Here is a 19,970-nt window from a genome sequence, read left to right on the forward strand (position 1 = left end):
TTATTAGCTGTATAGAAAGGGCGCTTTTAGCGCCCTTTTTTATGACTTGAATTCAAGATTTAATTAATCACCGATGGTGTCTATCTGGTGAAATTGGCTGAAGCTTTCTTATTAATGATTTGAACGGATAAAGACCTTAAATGCCGCTGTTTGTAGACATCAGCGTCTAAATTAAAATGTTGAAATGGCGGAGGGAGAGGGATTCGAATAATAAGTTATTTTAAATATAAAACAGTATATTACAGACTTTAACAAAGCAATATACCGTTGCTTATACCGTCTATTAAAAATGCCGAACATGTTCGGCATCTGCGTATCTGTCAGCTTAACGCACAATGCACACCTCATGTGGCGCATCACACACCTAGACAATAACGGTTCAGGGCAAAATTTTATTGTTCACGATTAGCGAATAATCAAAACGCTAGCATGATTTCGTGCCAACTTGCCGAAAGCCACGAATAACAAGGCTTACAGCTAGGCATAAATGTTGATATGGGTATCGTTTCCATTAATGAAACAATAATTGCTAAGTTTGTTTGTTGTCCGATTTTCGCCGGCGACGCCCATGCAGCGGATCGAACCCAATTAAGTTCGGCATCGCGGCGCGCGCGGTGCCAATGCTGGTTTTCATTTGCTTGACCGTTGCTTGATCGTTCCCCATCGCGCGCGCGATTAAATTCATTATTGCATTACGCGACTGGCACGCTCGAGTTCTCGAAGCATTTCGCGGGTTTGTTCGTTGTCGTCGAATTGTCCGGATATTTTTTGATTGCCGAGTTTCAAATCAAGCGTGATCGTTTCTCTCGCGCGTGTCTCCACGCTCATTTTCTGCGTGTTTTCTGGTAGACCGGACGCTAATTTCTGTATTCTGTCCTCTAGCGTAAATTCGCTGCTCTTTATTCCGATGCCGGTTTTTATAGCTCTAAAAACTTCTTGATTGTATTGCGCAATGATTTTGTTGATATCGCGGCCTGCAGCCTCTAGCTGATCGATTGCGTCTTTAGTTTCAGCGCTAAACTGATATGAGAATCCAGCGCGTGTCTGCTTATTCTCATGCGGGACATTCATGACCGATTGCATGTCGGCTTGCTGCTGAGCCATGCTCATGTAAGCCATTTCGAGTTTGGATAGCGATTGCGCATGCTGGTTGGCGCCGTCTCTTCCTTTATTATGGAAATCATCCAGTGCATTGGTCGCGGTAATGATCGCGCGGCCGGTTTCATCGTAAGCGATCTTGACGCCGTATTGTGCCGCTTCGTGTTGCAGCGCGGCCGGGACCACGCCGTTATTCGCATCGATGACGGTTTTCGCGTATGACGTGAACGAGCGTTGTAGGTCTTCGGTAGTCGCAATGCCGCTGGATCTTATTTTCTCGAATGCCGCTTTTGCTTTGTCCGCTGCTGCCTGCAATTGAGCGGCGGATTCTACTCCAAGGTCTGAAAATGCGCGTCGAATCTCTTCGGTTTCGATGTTTTTTAGCGCCTGATTTAGCTCGTCGGTTTTATTGATCCCCGCGTCAAAAGCGTCGATTAATGCTTGTTTAAATGCAGACAAATCGGTGTCTCTGAGTTTTTTTAGTCCTTCAGTTACCGACGTAACCGACTCGTCAGTCCCATCGGACCAAGCCCTAAATTTTTGCAGCGTTATCTCAGCCTCGTTGCCTATTTTCGTTAATTCGCCGACGGTTTTACCGGATTCACCAACAAATTCAGCCTGGCTAACGGTCGCTGCAAGCACTTCTGCATTGTAATCGCGTAATTTTTGCGCCGCCGCTGCGATATATCCCTGCTGCTCATCAAAAACGATCGATCCATCTTTAACTGCCGCGTCTAAGCCGGCCATGCTCGTGATAGTTATGCCTGTGGCAGCAGACAATTCCTTGAAACGATCTTGAAGACGTTGGGAGCTGTCTGCTGCGCTAGATTCGGCGTCGGCTAATTTTTCCTTTGCGGTAACCAACTGCAATATTTTCCCACCAACATCGATAATCGAGGCGGCTAATGCCGCATAAGGGATCGCTTTAATTGCCAAACCTAGCCTAGATGCAGCGGCCGCCGCTGCGGTATTGGCTGCTGCCGATGCACTGGTCGCTACTGAATAAGCGGCAGTCGCCGACGCACCCGATAAAAACGCTTTCGTCGTCGTAACGACAGCAGTTGCGACATTTTTGAACCCGGCGATATATTCGCCGAATTTCAGCATCAACCAAACTTTTGCTAAATTTGTTATAGCCCCGGCGTATTCTTGAATAAACTGGACGGTGCCATTGAATGTGGCGGTAGATGCCTCTGCAAATCCTCGCAAGCTGTTGATCAATGTATCGAAATCTATTTTTTCGACGAATGATAAAAATGCATCACCGGCATTTTTTAACGCCGATGCTAGCAATTCACTGAATCGTGTGATTGCTCCGGAGTCCGAAAGTCTTTGAATAAAATTCGCAAACCGCGTGTTTAAATCAGTCAGTACCGGGATTATTGCGCCCCCGATTTTTTCGCGAACGTCGGTGAAGCGTTTGGACACTAAATCCAGCGCCCCGGCCAAGCCTTTGCCCGCCGCTTCGGCGACACCGCCGACTTGCCCGGACACCGCTTCGAGAATAACGCCCTGCGCCTCGGCTTGCCGGCCAGTCTCGACGAGTGATTTGATCAGCTCTTTTTGCTGGTCGGTAAATGTGACGCCCGAACGGCTCAGAGCCGTTAGCCCTTTAACGGGATCTTCCAGCGCTTTGCCGAGCTGCACCGCGTTTGTTTCTACCGAACCGAAACCAGCCTCAGCCAAGTCCAACGCTAGCATCAAGGTCGTTTCAAACGCGTCTTTACCGACTTTTTTGAAGGTCAGAAGCTCATTAGCCGCGTCCCGAATTTCCTCAGCATTGCCGTTCGTCGCCTCGTCGAGCCGCTTCGACATTTCGACGATTTCATCGGCTGTAAGCCCGGCCGCTCCGCCGGTGGCTTTGATGGTCTGATCGAGCTTGAGGTATTGTGTTTCGAGGTTTTTAGCGTCCTCGATCGAGGCCGATAGAAATTTACCCGAGAAAAAGCCGGCTATCGCGGTAGCGATCTTGCCGGCATTGTTTTTTATCGAGTCCAGAACAGAAGATGCTTTATCCTCCGCATTAATTCTAATTTTGAGTGCAAGATCTCGAACAGACATTTTTTTTCCTTTATGTAAAAATTTTATTTAATGAATTGGCCTTTATGCCGCTTGATCTGGGCATAAATTTTGATATAGGTTAAGTTTGTTTGTTGTCCGATTTTCGCCGGCGGCGCCCATGTAGCGGATCGAACCCAAGATCACGATTAGCCTTTGACCTTGCGGCTATTGCATCGAGCTTGTCGTCAAAGTAACCAAGGTGGATTGTTTTGTAACGCACCATTATCGAGGCATGCCATTTGTTTTTGTGCCGGTCCCAAGAGACACCCACAAAGCCAGAGCTATTGCGTTTAGTCATGGCCAGGCTTCGCATATTTTCGATTCTGCTCACCTCTTTTAGGTTGGACCAGGCGTTATTGGTCCCATCTCTGTCTCGGTGCATGATATCGCCGACAGGCCAACGTCCAGTCATGTAGAAAAAAATAAGTCGGCTAAGCATGTAAGCTTTACCTAAAATAGATACTCGTATGTAAGTATGCCCCCTTTGATTAGTAAAAAATGCGCCTATAGGTTTGGCTGCATTTGATTCATTCCAAGCAATACAAGCATCTATTGACGTAAACATATCAGCAGTTCGTTTTCTCCAGGTGAATCTTCCGGTTGCTGGATCATAATCGACAAGTGATTTTAAAAGTTCTTGTGTAAGATCGGGTTTCATACTGGACAACAATTGTTAATAAATAGGAAATAATAAATCATAATGGCAGTTCATTATTAACAAAAGGCAGCAGGTAAATTCACGCCTCCTCCCCCGCGCAAAATACACTATTTTTTTCAACGGTTTACGGCGGCCCTTTTGCATGCCTTAGCGTTAGTGGGGTTTGTCATGGATGTTTAACAATTTTCGACCGTTTTTTGCATGGGTTAAGGTTGATGTTATGTTATAACGCCGTCTTTTGTATCGTGAATTGTAACTTATTGTTTTATAAATCAATGTCTTGAATCTTTAACGCTTTCGATATTGATTAAGCGAATCATAAGGCTGTTCCTCTTTTAGTGCGTTATGCGGCTATTTTGCCAAGTGTTTTTGATGGAGTCTCGCGGAGGCTTTGTATGATGGCTTTCGGCGTAACACCCAACGAATTAAGGATTGCTTCTTCAAAATAGTCCTTAACAATCGTCGCAAGATCATCTGCGATATCTTCCGTGATATAGTTGCAATGCCACCGATACTCCATTCTGTCTAACCTCAATTGAGGGAATATGAAATTGCTTTGTCCACACTGCCGATCAAAACTTATTGTGGCCTCTACTGAGGAAATTTCAGCGACTAAGCAGAGGCTTTACGTTCAGTGCACAAACGTAAAAGGTTGCGGTGCTACTGGGGTCATGAGCAGCGAGTACGAGCACAACATAAGGCAACCTAAAACCAATACATACCAAGCCGCCGTTGCTGCACTCGACGCCCTGTCCCCGGAAGAGCGACGCGCGGTGCTTGAGCAAATCCGCGCGGAGGATGCGGAGAAAAACGACCTCGAAAATTGAGCGACACGGCGAAAACAGATATTAGGCAATGCACTAGGATGACCTACGCCGCATCTTCCAATTCCGGCTGATTTTTGCGGATTGCGGCGATAACGGCCTGCCGCGCTTGTATTGCGGTCGGTCGTTGCAATTTTTTAAATAAATCGGTGCCCACTGCTTGGTAGAGCCGCTCCATTTGTTCGTTTTTCTGAGCGAGATTCCAGCCGTCGAATTGCAGCGCATTTTTAGTGATGACTTTCGAAATCCACTCGGTTAGCAGCGGGGCTGCGGCACCGATTAGCGCATCCAGGTCGGTTTCAGCCTGTTTTGCAGCGATCCTTTTCAATGCGATAGCGCCGCCCTTGGCTAGGTTTGTTTTTTCGTATCCCAGGATTTTTAAGCCCTCCTGCTGCATTTGGCGAGTCTCACGCAAAACCTTGAGCCGCTGCTCAAGATCCTCTTTATTTTTGCGTAGCTCCAAATAATCCTCGGTCGATAATCTCCGAAGGGCAATGTCGCGCTGTGCGTTCGCTAGACGTTCGGTTAGTTCGTAATACCGACCTTCCTCTTGCGCGATTTGTGTTTCGATCTCTTTGATGTCCGTCCGCTTCAGGCTCATCATTGAATCGATGTTGGCAATTTCTTGCTGAACTGCCTCCCACTGATCGGGGTTTTTTGCTTGTTTTGTCATGACTATCCTCGTTCGATAAAAGTGAGCGTCGCCGGTCACGACGACGCTTCTCGTTAAATTAAATAGGGGTTGGATTCCTTAGCCAATGTCTCCACGATCGTCTCAATGAGCGCGTCCAGTGCGATTAAGATGGCCTCATGCTCCCGGGAAAATCGAAGGTCGTTGTGATTGCGAAACTCCCTATAATCGGCAATGTTCTTTCGAATTTTGAACATCGCTTCATATTTCGACGAACCCTCTAGCTTCTCGAGGTCAATGAGCGTTTCGATGGAATCTTTAACGCCACTGAACAGCGACGCCATTTGCTTTATTGAGTGATCGCTGGGTTTTCTGCTGTGATGTATTGCACTCATCTTTTTTATTACCTATGTGTTGATTGATTATTTAACGAAGCTGTGATCCCGAGGGACCGTTTCCGGTTGCATACGCCAGCGGGTAAGGTCGCCATCCTTCCGGATCGGGACCTCGACAGCCAAGCTCCGCACGTTTATCGGCTGGAATCGGCCATAAATAAAAATCCTCGCCGACTTCGACCCGACGTTCCAGTGTTTTCATTTTGTAGCCGGCGAGATCCGGATCGGTCGGGTAATTGGAGCCCATGCTCGGCGTCGAGGGGTTTTCGGTTTCCTGCAAGGCCAATTGATCGACTAGATCCGGAATGCTATCTGTGATCGTTTGATACTGCGCTTCGGTCATTTTTGAGGTTGGCCATGCGCGAACATGGCACCTATAAATGTCTAAGCCCAGCCCCTGCGCCTTGAGTTGGTCTAATGTGGTTGGTGTTTCACTCATTTTCTATACCTTTTTTTTTAAATTGTTAGTGGGTTGTTTTCTGCCTTTAAGACATCGTTCATCGGGGAGCAAATAAAGTCGGAGCAGCTTTTCCAGACGATTAATATCAGTGATATTAAGATCAGCACCCGCTCTCTCCATCGCGCGAATAATTTCCCTACGAGCATACTCCGGATGGACCGGGGAAAATTCGCCAGGCGCCGGGGATCGGATACCCTTTAAAAACCATCGATCGATGTCTAGTGCACTGGAATTCGGCCTATATCGCATGTGCCACGATCCGATTAGTGGGGAGAAATACATCTCATGCCTAAGTTTTTCGGCAATCAATTGCGGATTAATTTTGTTCATCATTCACCTCGTCATATAGGCTTTTTTCAAGAATTACCGCGACCCTTCGTTTGCTCCCGTTAATGGCTCGAGGAACGGTTGATATTATTGATCCGGTTTTTCGGGTCAATGTTTGCTCGATTATCTTTTTTTCGACCATTTGTTGGAGGATCGCATTTTTAGTCGTCAAAATTGGCTCCCTCTGTTGCGAAGCAACCGCCTGAGCAGCAGCATACGCCGCGTCAGCATCCAGCCAGATTTCGTCCTGTTTAACCCAGCCGATTCGGGCGCCTCTCGGTTCATATTCAAAGAATCTTCCATCGACATCTTGTTGCTCATGCGGATCTGTCGATCTATCCATTTTGTCTCTCTTTAAAAAGCCGTTTTGACGACGCCACCCAAAGCGCTCGGGGCTACGGGCCGGAATGTGATCGCTTGCCGCATCTGCAATGTGCGCCTGACCGCTCGAGAGCGCTGTCGCCAGTAGCGCCATAAAGCGGCGCACGATGTCGGCCTCCTGCTGATGCTCGGACTGCTCGGTAAATGCGGCCTTTAATCGTCTCTCGATTTCTAAAATTTGCTGCTCGGCATCGGTTAAACCGATCAACTTGCTTTCCACGGCAAATTGAAAAAATATATCGATCGCAGAGGACAAGCTCCCGTAAATGTCAGGCGCCCGCGGATGTGACGAGGCAAAACCTTCGACAATCGCCGTTGTGCGTCGCTTAACAATATGGTCTGGCAAGGTTTTGCATAATTTACTCATTTGCGGTGCCAACCATTGAATGTACGAGGACATGATCTCAGCCAAATGACCATCCTTTGCTGCACCTTGTAGGTGTGTTAGCTTCTTTAAATCAACATCGTTTTTGTTGATCGTTAACACCAGCATTCGAGCCAACAGGCTTGAGCTGGACGGAAGCTCTTCACCGGTAATCACGGCCATCGATCGGTTGTAGGGCGTCGGCCGCGCACTCAAGTCTGCATTTCTCCTTCCTCGTCCGGCCTGGTTGCCGGTCGATTGGCCAAAGCGCTCCAGCTTCGACCGCATTCGCGCGGCATCCGAGGCCGTTCCGCCTCCGAGTTTCCAGTCGTCGAAAACCGTGAGTGCACAGTTCCCGGAGAAAGCGGTCATTTCGAGGTCAGATTCAGAGGAATGCCAATTCTGTGTTAATGTTCTGAACGAGAAGTCGCCGAAAAAGCTTAATGCGACTGCGGCTGTTGAACTTTTTTTGCTGCCGGTCGTGCCTTGCAAAAAGAGGCAAAAATCGATCGCAGCTGCGGTATAGAGCGGTGCTCTGACCACGGCGGCAAACAGCGCTGCGCCGATTTTCGGATTGCCTTCTGAAATGTTTAAAAAATCATTAACAAGTCGAAATGAGGACTTACATCTATCGATGTCCGGTTTAGGTAACTGGTATCGTGACATGTTTCCGGAAAGCTCGACATTGACGCTTTCATCAAGTCCATCTTTCGTGATCGCACCGTTGTTGTGTAGATAACGCCATATTCCTTTTTCAAACTCCCACCCCAGGAACGCACGGGAATCCTTCGATGGGATATTGCCGTTCTCTATACTGAATACATGAATAGCATCAGTTACCCTCCTCGATGCGCTGGCGGTGGGCTCGATTCTCGCACTCAGTCCCCAGTGTTCGTTGACCCACGTTCCCGCGTGGAATTTAGTGTCAATAACCTCGATTTCAGGCAGTTTTGCCCCATCTTCACGAACGCCCGATATTTTGTATTTCGTTTGCCGCTGGAGGCCGTCATCGAGGGAGTGTGTTGCTTCTATCAGAGCGGTAAAGTTGCAAATTTTTGCCCAAAACACCCCACCTTCTTTGGTTTTACGAACATGATGAATTGCACCGTCGATGTTTTTATAAGCACCGTCGCCGTAGGGTTCTGAGTCTTTTTGTTTTTGGACCTTCGACGGCATTTTTACGACGTTGGATTTTTCTTTTATCTTAATTTTGGCAACGCCCGGCTCGATTATTTCAACTCCTTCGATAAATTCACTCAACTTTAAAGTCCTCCATTTCGGGTTCGAATCGCATCATTTCCAGGTTTTGATAAACAACCAAAACGTATAAAGCCCCCGCTTCGAGAAGGTTTTGTACTAACTTTAAAGGTTGTTCGTTTTTTATTGTGTTTCCGCAGAGGCGTAAAATGACAGTCTTGTTTTCGACCGGCCAGTTGATGTCGGACGGATCGATATTTTCATTAAATACCAACTTCGGTGAATTGCAGGCCCACGTGCTTTCTACCACTTGCCGCGCTTGATCGCCGATTAATATAATCACGTCCCGATTGGAACCTTTTGATTCGACTGTTTCTTTGAAAGAAGCCATTTCATTATTTGCCAATTTTTCAGCGGGCCTGATAATTCTCGGGATCCTTGAGATATTCCCGTATGTCCTCCGCTCGCCAGGCGGCTATTCGTCCTATTTTTAGTGGTTTTGGAAATCTTCCGATGTTGACTTGGCTCCACAACATCGTTCGACTCATCTCACAACAACCGATAATGCCCTTTTTTCGATCCCCCAAAATACCGTACGCGCGGACCAAGGATCCATCGGGGGGGAGGATAAAAGGTTGCAGCTTAATTTCTTTTTCGTTTGTCATTTTTTTTAAACCTCGTCGTTAAGTTCGAATAAATTTTGCACAAGTGAAAAAAGTATTTGAATAAGAAAAAATACGATTCGACTTATAAATTTTAAAATCGTATTTTAGGATTGGTTTTCGCCGCCTCTAGGGAAAATACGATTTTATAAAATCGTATTTTAGGGTCATCGAATGCGGTATTTTTCATCCAAAATTTTGAGCCATTTCGCCAAAGTTTCGGCTTTTACGATAGGCTTTACTGGATAATCACCCGTTAAATAAATCTCGATATTAGTGTTAGCGGCATTGCCATTGCCTCGTCCTGGTCGCTTGGCTTTGCTGATGTCCCATTGGAAGTTGCAAATAGCGATCACGAGAAACATTTGCTCGTAATGCTCAATAGGGCATGATTCAGGGTCTTCGGTTTCGATTAGGTTTTTTACGTCCTTTTCAGTGAGGCTTATTCGAAAGTCGCCAAGTGCATGTGCTTGTTCCATGAATCTTTTAGTGTCACTGACATAAAGATGCGTAAATAGCTTTCTAGTGGCCTTGCCTAATTTCGGTTTATTAATTCCGGATTTCGTTTCAGCATCCTTTGACTTAGAATCCTCTTTTATTGGAAAAGGCACGTGCTCAACAACATTGATCGACTCCAGGTGTTCAACTTCGAAAAATAAATCGCCTCTGTCAGGGATCCGGTTATACCGAACGTCATTCAAATACACGCTGTCTTCCGAACTGCTGGGCATTAGCACGTACAGGTTACTCGGGCATTTTTCGCCGTGCTTGGCAAAACCTGCATCTTCAGCCGTTAGCGAGAAAACGCCCTTGACTCGCCGGGACTCGCTGACCGGCATGAACAGCATCATCTTTCTGCTGTGACTAGATTCTCGATAATGATCCTCATCACTCGCGAACCGTTCGAACTGCCGATAGTCCGCACCATCGACAGAGCGCCACCAACGGCCACGCCCGATAAAATAAACTTCAACTGCATCAAAATTCATAGTACGCCGCCTTACTTAGCCGTCATAAGGTGCGGACGGAAGCGGGTTGACGGCATTCCCGTTTTCGGCCCGTCGGCCTATCCGTCCGCTAACTGGTTAAATCTTTGACGCTGACGCCAAAAGGTGTATTATCGACATGTCACATCATCGTGTGGTCGCCGGTCCGGCGTTAAGCCTCGTCATCTAAACTAGCCGGACCGGCATTTTTTATGCCTATTATTCGCTCGAAACCTCCTCAGTAACGTTCTTTCCGTATGCTATATCAAGCAGGCGATAAACAAGCGCATCCTGCTGTTTCATTATCAAATAAGCCAGGTCCCCGGGGCCATCTAAAGTTGCTCCTTCGCTAGTTCCTCCGGCGATGCAAAGCAATTTAGAAAATCCACGGAGCGCTTCGTGCGTTGATTGCAGGCTTTCGGCGAGTTCAATCAATTCTTCGTTTTTAGTTGTAGCCATCTGATTTCCTCTAATCAAGTGATTCGTAAGTGTTCCCGTCAAACCCGGTTGCGATCCTGCGGTAACGTTTTGGATCGGGGTTTTCTTTGGCAATGATTTGCTCTCGACCGCTGTTTCGGAGCATAAACGACTCGGTAATCTTTAACGAAGTCATTGCTAATTTGAGATTCTTTAGGAATCCAGAATGCAGCTCTTCCAGCCGCTTTAAAACCGGGTGCAGTATGTACCAAGTCTGGCCGAGCGCTGTTTTCTCCTCGATCTGCAAAACCAACATGACTAATGCATCCAGTTGTTTGAAAGCATTGTCAATGTGCGGACTGCGATTGAGTTCAGCGACTTTTTTGGCGTCCGGTTTATCGCTTCGGTAGACTTCGTCGACGTGTTTTGCAAATCGCCGGCAAAGCATTACAACCGGCTTTAGCAATATCGCGAATCGCCGCAATGATTGTCCGTCTTCGCTGGCTGCGTCGGACATTTCGAGCAGTGAGCAGATTGTTTCCAATCGAACGATTTCGGTTTCGATTTCCTCTTGGAAGTTGAGCAAAAAAGTCAACGTCGATTTATGCGGTTGCGGTGCAATGGTGGATTGGGTATTCATGTTTTTTATCTCCAGGGATTGATTTGCTTGGTGTGTTCGCCGATTTTGCTAGGCGTCGGCGCAAGGCTTCGGCGATAGCCCGCGCGGGTGGTTTCTCTGATCGAAAAATCAAACAGATAAACAGGGTCGCATCGATATAAACGAGTGATTGTGTTCCGCTGGCGGTCGGTGTCGGGATTCTTCGCCGGCCTGCGGTGGGTAGTCCTGCCAGTGTTGAACCGCTCCAGGCAATGCCGATTACTCGACAGAGATCCTTCGCGCATAACCAAGGCTTGCCGGTGTCGTCGTTTATTATCCGAACCTCAGCATGGACCGACCGCAAGATCGATTCAATATCGATCAACTCAGTTGCGGCAAAAAGACGGTATAGAAACAATGTTGATTCAGTTTTGTGGCTCATCGCTTGCTCTCCAGCTTTGCCCATTTTTCGAACAAATCAGAGCCGTTGGTAAAATACTGATGCACCTCTTTGATGGTCGCTCGGGCATCCAAACGTAGCACAGACATGCAGTCTTCGAATAGTTGCTTGTCTAAGCCCCGTAATTCGGTCAGGACGAAAGGGAATCGAGGGCCATTGTAAAGCCCGAGCAGAAATCTGCGTACTTTCGACGCCTGGCCAGTATCGCCGCCGGCAATTTTCGCCAAACGGCCTAATGCGGGAACTCCTGCCTCTAGTGCTGACTGGCGTTCGGCATCGAACGCGTTTAGCCTGTGTAGAAATTCATTAACGGCTTGGTTACGGTCTTCTTCGTGGGTGTCGGCGGGGTCGTATGCGGCCATGACTTAGCCCTCCAATGGTAGCTGGAGGTTGTATCCGGACTTTAGCAGGATGCTTAAGTCGGCGGCCGATAGAGTTTCGATTCTGAAGCGCGCTATAACGCGATTTCGGCGAACGAGATTAAATTGGAATGTTGATTGATGCGCGGGTGAGGGTGCGCGTGATGCTTGAGTGGTCATCGTGATGACTCCGTGATTAAGTAAATAATCCCGGCAACCACAACGCCAATTATGGGTGCCGGACTGATGAAGTTGGCGTACCGGATCACGGAACCGGCCACTCTTTCGAGTGCCTCATCAGCCCGACATAAAGCTGATTTTACGCGTAAAAAAACCGCTGTGCAGCGGCTTTTACGCCGTGATTCCGGAACGCCAATTCCGTGCTGATTTGTATTAATCAACGGTTTTAAGATTAGATGTGTTTTTCCTGTTCGTCAAGTTTTTTTTAGCGTTTTATTTGTCGCTGTGTTTTCTCGTGCCCTCCTTCTATTCGGAACACAGCTGTGTTCCCGAAATTCCATTTTTGCCGCTAAAAATTTATTTTTCCGGTTACGTATAATAAAAAAAGTTTATTAAAACATAGTATTAAAAGGTAACGTTATCGTAAACTCTTATGAGTGGGAAAAAATATATACCCCCCTATGTAAATCTGTGTTCCCTGTGTTCCCTAGCCTATTTTTAGCCGTTTTCCTTTTATTAATCAATAACTAAGAGGGAACACAGGCCGATAAAATTTGTGTTCCCGGAACACAGCTGTGTTCCCGAAAAGCTAGGGAACACAAATTGTGTTCCAGGGAACACAAATTTTAATGCCTGTGTTCCGGCTGTAGACCTTTATTTATAAGGGATAGAGGGTTTAGGGAACACAGGAACACAGAAAATCTAATATATAGGGTCTCTTTTTTTTGTTTTTGCCGGGAGGGGCCTATTTTGCCGAAAAATTGAAGCCGGAATTCCCTTCGCTGGATGCGGATCTATTCAAGACAACTATGCTGTGAATTGTGACGATGTTCTTTTTATGGTGCGGCATTTCCGGACCATAAAAGGTATTGGGTATCGAGCAACCAACTTTGCGATCGGTGTCGGCTGTTCGATCCCTGTCTTATAAGGTAGGTGATGTTCGGGAGGGGGTTATTTGATTAACCGGAAGATGCGGTAAAACTCTTTTTTGGTCATGCCGGCTTGGGCGGCCATGCTTTTGATGAGCGTTTGCGTAAAAGGGGACTTTGGGCAATCGACGGTAACCTTATACAGAGCGCCATCGTGTTCTTTTACCCATTGCTCGTGTGATGTGCCTTTTTGCGGTCTGGCAACGAATCCCAAGTATGCCAGGATCCTTTTAACCTCTTTGCAGGTTAGCGGAGGGTATTGACTGCTCATACAGGGCGTAGAGGTAGGGGGCGTTTTTTAGGAATCTGTACCGTACAAATGTACTGCTCATGCAGGGCGTAGCGGTAGGGTTTCGTCGAATATTTTTTGGTGAGTATGGTAAAGCGCGATTTTTAGCCGAATGATTTGATATCTAAGCCATAGAGATAGCGGTGCGCTTCTTGAGAGTAATTGCGCTGCATAGGGTTTGTCGTCGCCGATAAGTGCATCATGAACGTATTCACGGATCATCGATTCGAGTTTGGTTTTAGCTTCCTCGTATGTGTCCCCTTGAGCGGCCAGGTTGAAATTTAAGCATACGGCCACCCAGCAATCACCTTCTTGTTCGGCATAGCATTTCATAATCAGTTGTTCAGGATTCATGGCGCACCTTTTTTGTTTATCTCGGATTTTATTGTACATAGTCGCTTGACTTAATCTATTGCTTTTTTATCCGCTCCAGGAAATCTCCCCAATACTGCATCATTACTTGCCGCTCTGGGTACTGAGTCCATCTATCATAGGGATCTTTGGTGTTGTTCTTGGCGTGCGACAATTGCCTATCTATCATATCTTTTGGAAACTGGGCTTTGCGTAATAGACTCATCCCGGTCGCTCGAAACCCGTGCATGGTTTGGATTCCCAGATATCCCATTCGACGTAAGGCCGCCCCAGGTGATTCTCGGCAAATGTGTTTGTTGCCGGTGCCATATTCGCTAGCGAATACATAAGGGCTGGATCCGGTTAGAGGACGGATTTCTTCCAAAATGTCGATGGCTTGAGAACAAAGTGGGATTATGTGAGGTCGCCGCATTTTCATTTTTGTGGCATCAAGCGCCCATAGCCTTTCATTGAGGTCGATATCGTCCCACATCATAGAAACCAAATTGCCCGGACGGGCGAATACAAACGGTTGCATGGCTAAGGTCATGCGTAGCACGAAAGAACCTTTGTAATTGTCTATATCTCGTAACAGTTTCCCAAGTTTTTCTGGGTCTTCGGCAATGGCTGCGAAGCTTCCATGCGTCGGCGCCTTCAGTGCGCCACGGAGGTCGGCCGCCACGTCGCGCTCGGCTCGGCCGGTGGCAATGGCGTATCGTAGCACCTGCCCGATGATCTGCTTGGTTCTCGCTGCCGATTCGAGCGCACCGCGTTTTTCGATACGACGGAGGACTTCGAGCACTTCGGGTGCTGTCAGTGCGCTAACCGGTCGATTGCCAAGCCAGGGGATAACATCCGCTTCGAGCATGCGCTTGACGCGAACATAATGCGTTTCGCTCCATTCGTGTTCGTGCTGACCGAGAAATTCAACTGCGATCGCTTCGAAGGTGTTTTTCGTGAGCCCAGCTTTTTCTATCCGCCTGGATAACGCAGGATCGATACCACTTTTTACTTGTTGCTTTGCTTCGTGCAGTGCGTCTCTAGCCTGCCGCAACGAAGTTTCAGGAAAGGTGCCTAGTGCAAGTGTCTTTCGTTTTCCGCCAAAGCGATAATCGTAGCGGAAATATTTTCCACCATTGGGATGCACAAGCACATAGAGGCCGTCGCGGTCGGTCAGCTTATATTGCTTGTCGCGCGGCTCCGCATCGCGTAGATCTTTAACAGTGAGAGTCATTTGACGGTATATCCTTTTTTCGTTGACGGTATACCGTCAAATATACCGTCTTATTGTGCAAACTTAAAAGGATTTAATGAACGGAATGTTTAATAAAATGCCTTTAGTATCAATCTTTAAAAACACTAAAGGTTGTCATGAAATGTAGATATGGCGGAGGGAGAGGGATTCGAACCCTCGTGGGACTTGCGCCCCCCACTGATTTCGAGTCAGGGCCGTTCAGCCTCTCCGGCATCCCTCCAACGCTTATATATTAACGTGTCGTGCTATTTCTTTAAAGCGGAAAATCAGAATTCCACTTGTTCGTGGATTCGTTATATACTTCAAATTTCGGCAATGTCCGAGGAGGCGCCGGGGAGTTTGATATACGATGAGTATAACGCTATGGAACAAGTTCTATTTTTCGTAAGCGCCTTAATTGCCTCGTCAAAGGCTACGCTCGGCTCGTCTTTGCGTTCGGCGATTGCGGCTAGGTCTTCTAGCATTTCTTCGTAATCATCCAGCGATAAAACGACCGATATTTTTTCTCCGGCTGCGTTGGTGATGTATTGCGGCTGTATTTTCATGGCTTCACCTTTGTTTTGATTGCTCGATGATGTCTGCGTAAATCATCGTTACTCTGATTTCACTATGACTTTTACCGGTGCGCTTGGTTTCTATTAACTGGCGGTATAAATCAAAGAATCTGACCTTACTTTTTTTGGCATCGTTAAAGCCGTGTTCTCCTTTCGCGGCCTCGTTTACTCGCTTGGCTCGGATCGTTTCGGCTAAAAGTTCGGTTTCTTTGTTGTGCTGCTTTTCGATTCGGTTTTGTGGGTCGGCTACAAGAACAAGTTTAAATTCTCTACCTTGCGCTTGTGCTTGGTTTTATTCTTGCCGTCTTAGAATACGGTATAACTGCCGAACCAATAAGCAAGCCTTAGGTTTAATTTATCGCCTTTCGAATTAAGGAATATGCACAAAATAACTTATACAAGTAGTAGGCTTTGTGGCGGTTTGGTGACTCGCTTGATAGGACGCAGTGAATACGTCCATGTAGGCTTGACGGCTGCTATCCCTGCCGCCGACACCTGTCAATCGAGCCACCAAACCCCTTCCGACAGTTGTCTAAGTTATTTCATGCTCGTTCCTAAGCCGTTTTTCAATGGATACCTTCATTTTTTACACCTGGTTACACCTAAGTATTGCCGGGTGTAGTATGGGGGGAAAATCACAAAAGAAAAGACATAAGCGACTAAAAAAATAGCGGTACTTTAGCCGCTAATCATTGAATTTAAATCATTTATTCTTTGTCGTTTGGGTCTCGGTATGTTGTAAAATCGCGGGTTATTTTCCGATACAAAAGCTGGAAAAAATGAGCCCTAAAAGATCATCGGACGAAACCGCACCGGTAATTTCACCAAGACAATGCTGCGCTTGTCTGAGATCCTCGGCCACTAATTCACCGGCTTGATGGTTTTGTAATTGCGCTTGAGCGCTTTGCACGAACATCAAACCCTTTTGTAAAGCTTCGATATGCCGTCTACGAGCAATGAAAACGTTATCGGTTTCGGATTGATAACCGATGCTGTTTTTCAAATACTGTTTGAGAAGATGAAGGCCTTGTTCTTTTTTTACGGATAAATAAATCTGTGTACCTTGTTCGGATTCGCGAATCTCAGGTTTAATACCGATTAGATCGATTTTATTGTAAATTTTTGTGACCGGTACGTGTTCGGGCAAGTTATCGATTATTGATTGATGTTCGGGATCTGTGGCATCGATCATCAATAAGACTTTATCTGCCCGGTTCATTTCCTCTCGTGCTCTGCGTATGCCTTCTTTTTCAACGGCATTGTCGCTGTCGCGTAAACCTGCCGTATCGATGATATGCAGCGGCATGCCGTCGATTTGTATACGTTCTTTCAACACGTCGCGTGTAGTGCCGGCAATATCGGTCACAATCGCAGCGTCATGGCCGGCCAAGGCGTTTAATAAACTGGATTTTCCGGCATTGGGTTTACCGGCCAATACGATCGTCATGCCGTCGCGCAGCAATCGACCTTGTTGCGCAGTCGCCAAGATAGTCCGAATCTTTTCCGCCAATCGGTCGATACGATTTTGCACCACTCCGTCGCCAAGAAAATCGATTTCTTCATCAACGAAGTCGATGGCCGCTTCAACATAGATTCTGAGTTCGGTCAGTTCTTCAACCAATTCGTTAATTTGTTTCGAGAAAACACCCCGCATCGATTGTTGTGCGGAACGCGCCGATTGTTCGGTGCTGCTTTCTATCAAGTCGGCAACCGCTTCTGCTTGTGCTAAGTCAATCTTACCGTTAAGAAAGGCTCGCTCGGTAAATTCGCCGGGCCGTGCAAGGCGGGCGCCAAGCGATAAGACGCGCTTAAGAAGTATATCGAGAATGATCGAACCGCCGTGTCCTTGCAGTTCAAGAATATCTTCCCCGGTATAGGAAGCCGGGGCAGGGAAGTAGATGGCGATGCCGCTATCGATGACTGAACCGTCGCTATCGATAAACGGTGTCAATACGGCATATCTTGGCGGTAACGGACGATCGGTTAATTTAGCGGCAATAATAGAAACCGCCGGTCCCGATATCCGTACAATGCCGACGCCGCCGTTTCCGGGCGGCGTGGCAATCGCGGCAATGGTATTGTTGGTACCGATGTCCACTCAGGTTTTACTTAGCATCTTCCAAGTTTTTAGTGATGTACCATTGTTGAATGATCGACAGCGTATTGTTGACCACCCAGTACAAGACCAAACCGGCCGGGAAGAATAGAAAGAATACCGTAAACACGATCGGAAACATTTTCATGATTTTCGCTTGCAACGGATCGATCGGGGCAGGATTTAAACTTTGTTGAATTTTCATCGTAATGCCCATCAGGATCGGCAAGATAAAAAACGGGTCTTGCGCCGATAGATCCTGCATCCACAAGGCAAACGGAGCTTGACGCAATTCAACGGTTTCGACCAGTACCCAATACAAAGAAATAAAGACCGGAATTTGCACCAATATCGGCAAGCAGCCGCCTAAGGGATTCACTTTCTCCCGTTTATACATGTCCATCATTTCTTTGTTGAAACGCTGTCTGTCATCGGCAAAACGTTCTTGCAGTTCTTTCAGACGCGGCTGAATCTTGCGCATTTTCGCCATCGAACGAAAACTGGTTTGCGAAAGTTTAAAGAACAGCAGTTTAATAAATAAGGTCACACCGATAATAGACAAACCCCAGTTACCGACAAAGCCATGAATTTGATTCAGTAACCAGTAAATCGGCTTGGCAATGATCGTTAACCAAGCGTAATCGACGGTTAGTTCCAAACCTTTGGCGATTTCTTCCATCATCGGCTGTATTTTAGGGCCGGCAAACAATTGTGCGCTAAACTCCATGTCGGAATTCGGCTCGACCGTAAACGCTGGAGAATAGGAACCGATTACATAACGCCAATCTTTAAGGTCTTTGGTATAAAACGTATTTTCCTGGTCTTTGGGCGGAATCCATGCCGCTGCAAAGTAATGCTGGATCATCGCACTCCAGCCGCCTGTCGTTTTGACATTCAGCTTGTCGCTCGCCATGTCGTCGAAACTGACTTTTTGATACTTATTTTCTTCGGTATAAACGACGCCGCCGGCATAGGTTCTAATAAAAGTATGGCCTGCTTCATCTTTATACGGAACTCTTAACAATTGCTTATATTGCCGGCCGGTCCAAGGTTGCGTCGAATCGTTAGAGACTGTTTGATTGACTTCAATGGCATAACTGCCGCGTTTAAAGGTGAGTGTTTTAGTGACAGTCAGTCCTTCATTATTGGTCCATGTCAACGGTACAGTGATGGTATCTTGATCTTCACCTAAAAGGTATTGATCTTTTTCAAAATTAAATATGCTATGGTGAGTCGCTGCATTTGCCGAACCCTCTGCGGCAATCAAACCGCTTTGCGCCAGAAATAATCTTTCCGGGTTGCTGTCGAATAAACGGATTGGACTAAGGTCTTTTTCCGGTTTCGAAAAGCCGAACAGATTCCAAACCCATTCAACGGCTGTGTTTTCTTTTTCACGAGGATATTTCAACAAATCGAGGTTGCGAATCGTGCCGCCTTTTGGATCGATTTCCAACGCCAGAACATCGGTTGTTACGCTAATAATAGCGCCCGGTTCGATAACCTCAGTTGCTATGGGTTTTGCTTCAGCGCGTGACTCGGCCTGCGGTTCGCCGGTTGCCGTGGGCAAGTCTTCCTTAAGGTCTTGCGGCGTTTGTTGTGCGACAGGAGGAGTTTCGCGTTTTGGTCCGTAATCGATTTGCCATGCGTCATAGAGCATATAGATCAGCATTGCAAAAGTAACGACTAATATAAATCTAATGTTATCCATTCTTTTTACCAAATTTTTTCTGGAACAGGATCAAGCCCGCCTTCGTGAAAAGGGTGACACTTTAATACTCTTCGGAATGTAAGATAGGTGCCCCGGGCGGCTCCATGTTGATGGAGCGCCTCTAAGGCATAGCAGGAGTAGCTGGGATAAAAACGATAGTTTTTACCTAACAATGGACTTATAAAGTATTGGTATAACTTTATAATTGCTATGAGTAAGACTCGCATCGGTTTACCAACCTAAGCCAATGCCTTGCCAATGACTTTTGTAATTGTTCCGGTGATGCATTGAGTGCATCTTTTCGGGCCATAACAACAACATCAATATTGATCAATTCGTGTTGTTGTAGTCTAAAGCTTTCCCTGGCAGTCCTTTTGAGCATATTTCTGTCCACAGCCTTTTTAATGATTTTTTTCGCAATTGCCAGACCTAGTCGAGGATGATTAAACTCATTTCTAACTGCCAGTAATGTGAAATAAGCATCACTCGATTTTACCGGTCTGGTAAAGACTTTTTTATATTCAGAAGGCTTCCTTAACCTTAACTGCGGCGGGAAACTAAATACCTTGTCCGTCAATCAATTAGACTGTTAGTTTGGCACGGCCCTTGGCTCTACGGGCGTTAATGACTTTACGGCCGCCTTTAGTCGCCATTCTGGCACGAAAGCCGTGTGTTCTTACGCGTTTAATTTTACTGGGTTGATAGGTTCTTTTCATGGCCTGTAATCCTGG

General features: G+C 46.7%; 24 protein-coding genes and 1 tRNA gene. 1 reads left to right on the forward strand and 24 read right to left on the reverse strand.

The window, feature by feature from the left end:
• Window positions 1-529 precede the first annotated feature (529 nt).
• The 3 genes from MEALZ_RS22880 to MEALZ_RS19820 form a co-directional block, all read right to left on the reverse strand.
• The gene (locus tag MEALZ_RS22880) at window positions 530-685 is read right to left on the reverse strand and encodes a hypothetical protein (RefSeq protein ID WP_014150439.1); all 156 of its coding nucleotides are present in this window, start codon (window positions 683-685) and stop codon (window positions 530-532) included.
• Window positions 685-3,159, reverse strand: coding sequence for a phage tail length tape measure family protein (locus MEALZ_RS19815; protein WP_014150440.1), 2,475 nt, complete (start codon window positions 3,157-3,159; stop codon window positions 685-687). Before MEALZ_RS19815 ends, MEALZ_RS22880 begins: the two co-directional genes overlap by 1 nt.
• Before the next feature lie 79 nt (window positions 3,160-3,238).
• A complete protein-coding gene (locus tag MEALZ_RS19820) occupies window positions 3,239-3,817 on the reverse strand; it encodes an HNH endonuclease (RefSeq protein WP_014150441.1) in 579 nt (192 codons plus the stop codon).
• A 545-nt stretch (window positions 3,818-4,362) separates the two neighbouring features.
• Between MEALZ_RS19820 and MEALZ_RS23845 the strand changes: the two genes are divergently transcribed.
• Window positions 4,363-4,644, forward strand: a complete 282-nt coding sequence (locus tag MEALZ_RS23845; protein WP_046061282.1) for an ogr/Delta-like zinc finger family protein — start codon at window positions 4,363-4,365, stop codon at window positions 4,642-4,644.
• Between the two features lie 43 nt (window positions 4,645-4,687).
• Here the strand turns inward: MEALZ_RS23845 and MEALZ_RS19830 are convergent, their stop codons facing one another.
• The 21 genes from MEALZ_RS19830 to rpmH form a co-directional block, all read right to left on the reverse strand.
• Complete coding sequence (locus MEALZ_RS19830; RefSeq protein ID WP_014150443.1) at window positions 4,688-5,314, reverse strand: hypothetical protein; 627 nt, start codon at window positions 5,312-5,314, stop codon at window positions 4,688-4,690.
• Between the two features lie 53 nt (window positions 5,315-5,367).
• Entirely contained in the window at window positions 5,368-5,667 is a 300-nt protein-coding gene (locus MEALZ_RS19835; RefSeq protein ID WP_014150444.1) for a hypothetical protein, read from the reverse strand.
• Window positions 5,668-5,698: 31 nt separating this feature from the next.
• A complete protein-coding gene (locus MEALZ_RS19840; protein WP_014150445.1) occupies window positions 5,699-6,106 on the reverse strand; it encodes a hypothetical protein in 408 nt (135 codons plus the stop codon).
• Window positions 6,107-6,443: 337 nt separating this feature from the next.
• Complete coding sequence (locus MEALZ_RS19850; protein ID WP_014150446.1) at window positions 6,444-8,459, reverse strand: DUF927 domain-containing protein; 2,016 nt, start codon at window positions 8,457-8,459, stop codon at window positions 6,444-6,446.
• Window positions 8,452-8,787 carry a hypothetical protein gene (locus MEALZ_RS19855; RefSeq protein WP_014150447.1) on the reverse strand — a complete coding sequence of 112 codons (336 nt, stop codon included), beginning with the start codon at window positions 8,785-8,787 and terminating at the stop codon, window positions 8,452-8,454. Before MEALZ_RS19855 ends, MEALZ_RS19850 begins: the two co-directional genes overlap by 8 nt.
• 19 nt (window positions 8,788-8,806) lie before the next feature.
• Window positions 8,807-9,061, reverse strand: a complete 255-nt coding sequence (locus MEALZ_RS19860; protein ID WP_046061286.1) for a helix-turn-helix transcriptional regulator — start codon at window positions 9,059-9,061, stop codon at window positions 8,807-8,809.
• 164 nt (window positions 9,062-9,225) lie between these two features.
• Window positions 9,226-10,047 (reverse strand): hypothetical protein, encoded by an 822-nt coding sequence (locus MEALZ_RS19865; RefSeq protein WP_014150448.1) that lies wholly within the window; start codon window positions 10,045-10,047, stop codon window positions 9,226-9,228.
• Between the two features lie 216 nt (window positions 10,048-10,263).
• Window positions 10,264-10,503, reverse strand: coding sequence for a hypothetical protein (locus MEALZ_RS19870; protein WP_014150449.1), 240 nt, complete (start codon window positions 10,501-10,503; stop codon window positions 10,264-10,266).
• A gap of 10 nt (window positions 10,504-10,513) precedes the next feature.
• Entirely contained in the window at window positions 10,514-11,101 is a 588-nt protein-coding gene (locus MEALZ_RS19875) for a hypothetical protein (RefSeq protein ID WP_014150450.1), read from the reverse strand.
• The gene (locus MEALZ_RS22885) at window positions 11,064-11,501 is read right to left on the reverse strand and encodes a BRO-N domain-containing protein (RefSeq protein WP_162472996.1); all 438 of its coding nucleotides are present in this window, start codon (window positions 11,499-11,501) and stop codon (window positions 11,064-11,066) included. The genes MEALZ_RS19875 and MEALZ_RS22885 overlap by 38 nt, the downstream gene beginning before the upstream one ends.
• On the reverse strand, window positions 11,498-11,881 hold the full coding sequence (locus MEALZ_RS19885; protein ID WP_014150451.1) for a DUF7673 family protein: 384 nt from the start codon (window positions 11,879-11,881) through the stop codon (window positions 11,498-11,500). Before MEALZ_RS19885 ends, MEALZ_RS22885 begins: the two co-directional genes overlap by 4 nt.
• Before the next feature lie 1,128 nt (window positions 11,882-13,009).
• Window positions 13,010-13,258 (reverse strand): type II toxin-antitoxin system HicA family toxin, encoded by a 249-nt coding sequence (locus MEALZ_RS19890; RefSeq protein ID WP_014150452.1) that lies wholly within the window; start codon window positions 13,256-13,258, stop codon window positions 13,010-13,012.
• Between the two features lie 57 nt (window positions 13,259-13,315).
• Entirely contained in the window at window positions 13,316-13,630 is a 315-nt protein-coding gene (locus MEALZ_RS19895) for a type II toxin-antitoxin system HicB family antitoxin (protein ID WP_046061723.1), read from the reverse strand.
• 55 nt (window positions 13,631-13,685) lie between these two features.
• Entirely contained in the window at window positions 13,686-14,861 is a 1,176-nt protein-coding gene (locus MEALZ_RS19900) for a tyrosine-type recombinase/integrase (protein ID WP_014150454.1), read from the reverse strand.
• Between the two features lie 151 nt (window positions 14,862-15,012).
• A tRNA-Ser gene (locus MEALZ_RS19905) sits at window positions 15,013-15,102 on the reverse strand.
• Between the two features lie 82 nt (window positions 15,103-15,184).
• Window positions 15,185-15,427: a hypothetical protein gene (locus MEALZ_RS19910; protein WP_014150455.1), complete on the reverse strand. Its 243-nt coding sequence runs from the start codon at window positions 15,425-15,427 to the stop codon at window positions 15,185-15,187.
• A 760-nt stretch (window positions 15,428-16,187) separates the two neighbouring features.
• Complete coding sequence (mnmE, locus tag MEALZ_RS19915; protein WP_014150456.1) at window positions 16,188-17,534, reverse strand: tRNA uridine-5-carboxymethylaminomethyl(34) synthesis GTPase MnmE; 1,347 nt, start codon at window positions 17,532-17,534, stop codon at window positions 16,188-16,190.
• A 7-nt stretch (window positions 17,535-17,541) separates the two neighbouring features.
• Entirely contained in the window at window positions 17,542-19,239 is a 1,698-nt protein-coding gene (yidC, locus tag MEALZ_RS19920; RefSeq protein ID WP_014150457.1) for a membrane protein insertase YidC, read from the reverse strand.
• Window positions 19,240-19,244: 5 nt separating this feature from the next.
• On the reverse strand, window positions 19,245-19,466 hold the full coding sequence (gene yidD / locus MEALZ_RS22440) for a membrane protein insertion efficiency factor YidD (RefSeq protein ID WP_084685548.1): 222 nt from the start codon (window positions 19,464-19,466) through the stop codon (window positions 19,245-19,247).
• The gene (gene rnpA / locus MEALZ_RS19925; RefSeq protein ID WP_014150458.1) at window positions 19,448-19,816 is read right to left on the reverse strand and encodes a ribonuclease P protein component; all 369 of its coding nucleotides are present in this window, start codon (window positions 19,814-19,816) and stop codon (window positions 19,448-19,450) included. Before rnpA ends, yidD begins: the two co-directional genes overlap by 19 nt.
• A gap of 4 nt (window positions 19,817-19,820) precedes the next feature.
• Window positions 19,821-19,955, reverse strand: coding sequence for a 50S ribosomal protein L34 (gene rpmH, locus MEALZ_RS22445; protein WP_084685550.1), 135 nt, complete (start codon window positions 19,953-19,955; stop codon window positions 19,821-19,823).
• Window positions 19,956-19,970: the final 15 nt, after the last annotated feature.

It is taken from the genome of Methylotuvimicrobium alcaliphilum 20Z (assembly GCF_000968535.2).
Lineage (GTDB): Bacteria > Pseudomonadota > Gammaproteobacteria > Methylococcales > Methylomonadaceae > Methylotuvimicrobium > Methylotuvimicrobium alcaliphilum.

Excerpts from the sequence above, each read along its gene's own strand:
- MEALZ_RS23845 (WP_046061282.1), top strand. The coding sequence starts at position 4,363 with ATGAAATTGCTTTGTCCACACTGCCGATCAAAACTTATTGTGGCCTCT.
- yidD (WP_084685548.1), bottom strand. The coding sequence starts at position 19,466 with ATGCGAGTCTTACTCATAGCAATTATAAAGTTATACCAATACTTTATA.
- MEALZ_RS19890 (WP_014150452.1), bottom strand. The coding sequence starts at position 13,258 with ATGAGCAGTCAATACCCTCCGCTAACCTGCAAAGAGGTTAAAAGGATC.
- MEALZ_RS19885 (WP_014150451.1), bottom strand. The coding sequence starts at position 11,881 with ATGGCCGCATACGACCCCGCCGACACCCACGAAGAAGACCGTAACCAA.
- MEALZ_RS19860 (WP_046061286.1), bottom strand. The coding sequence starts at position 9,061 with ATGACAAACGAAAAAGAAATTAAGCTGCAACCTTTTATCCTCCCCCCC.
- MEALZ_RS19870 (WP_014150449.1), bottom strand. The coding sequence starts at position 10,503 with ATGGCTACAACTAAAAACGAAGAATTGATTGAACTCGCCGAAAGCCTG.
- MEALZ_RS19875 (WP_014150450.1), bottom strand. The coding sequence starts at position 11,101 with ATGAATACCCAATCCACCATTGCACCGCAACCGCATAAATCGACGTTG.
- MEALZ_RS19835 (WP_014150444.1), bottom strand. The coding sequence starts at position 5,667 with ATGAGTGCAATACATCACAGCAGAAAACCCAGCGATCACTCAATAAAG.
- MEALZ_RS22885 (WP_162472996.1), bottom strand. The coding sequence starts at position 11,501 with ATGAGCCACAAAACTGAATCAACATTGTTTCTATACCGTCTTTTTGCC.
- MEALZ_RS19900 (WP_014150454.1), bottom strand. The coding sequence starts at position 14,861 with ATGACTCTCACTGTTAAAGATCTACGCGATGCGGAGCCGCGCGACAAG.
- MEALZ_RS19830 (WP_014150443.1), bottom strand. The coding sequence starts at position 5,314 with ATGACAAAACAAGCAAAAAACCCCGATCAGTGGGAGGCAGTTCAGCAA.
- MEALZ_RS19820 (WP_014150441.1), bottom strand. The coding sequence starts at position 3,817 with ATGAAACCCGATCTTACACAAGAACTTTTAAAATCACTTGTCGATTAT.
- MEALZ_RS19895 (WP_046061723.1), bottom strand. The coding sequence starts at position 13,630 with ATGAATCCTGAACAACTGATTATGAAATGCTATGCCGAACAAGAAGGT.
- MEALZ_RS19840 (WP_014150445.1), bottom strand. The coding sequence starts at position 6,106 with ATGAGTGAAACACCAACCACATTAGACCAACTCAAGGCGCAGGGGCTG.
- MEALZ_RS19855 (WP_014150447.1), bottom strand. The coding sequence starts at position 8,787 with ATGGCTTCTTTCAAAGAAACAGTCGAATCAAAAGGTTCCAATCGGGAC.
- MEALZ_RS19910 (WP_014150455.1), bottom strand. The coding sequence starts at position 15,427 with ATGAAAATACAGCCGCAATACATCACCAACGCAGCCGGAGAAAAAATA.
- rpmH (WP_084685550.1), bottom strand. The coding sequence starts at position 19,955 with ATGAAAAGAACCTATCAACCCAGTAAAATTAAACGCGTAAGAACACAC.
- yidC (WP_014150457.1), bottom strand. The coding sequence starts at position 19,239 with ATGGATAACATTAGATTTATATTAGTCGTTACTTTTGCAATGCTGATC.
- MEALZ_RS19865 (WP_014150448.1), bottom strand. The coding sequence starts at position 10,047 with ATGAATTTTGATGCAGTTGAAGTTTATTTTATCGGGCGTGGCCGTTGG.
- MEALZ_RS22880 (WP_014150439.1), bottom strand. The coding sequence starts at position 685 with ATGAATTTAATCGCGCGCGCGATGGGGAACGATCAAGCAACGGTCAAG.
- MEALZ_RS19815 (WP_014150440.1), bottom strand. The coding sequence starts at position 3,159 with ATGTCTGTTCGAGATCTTGCACTCAAAATTAGAATTAATGCGGAGGAT.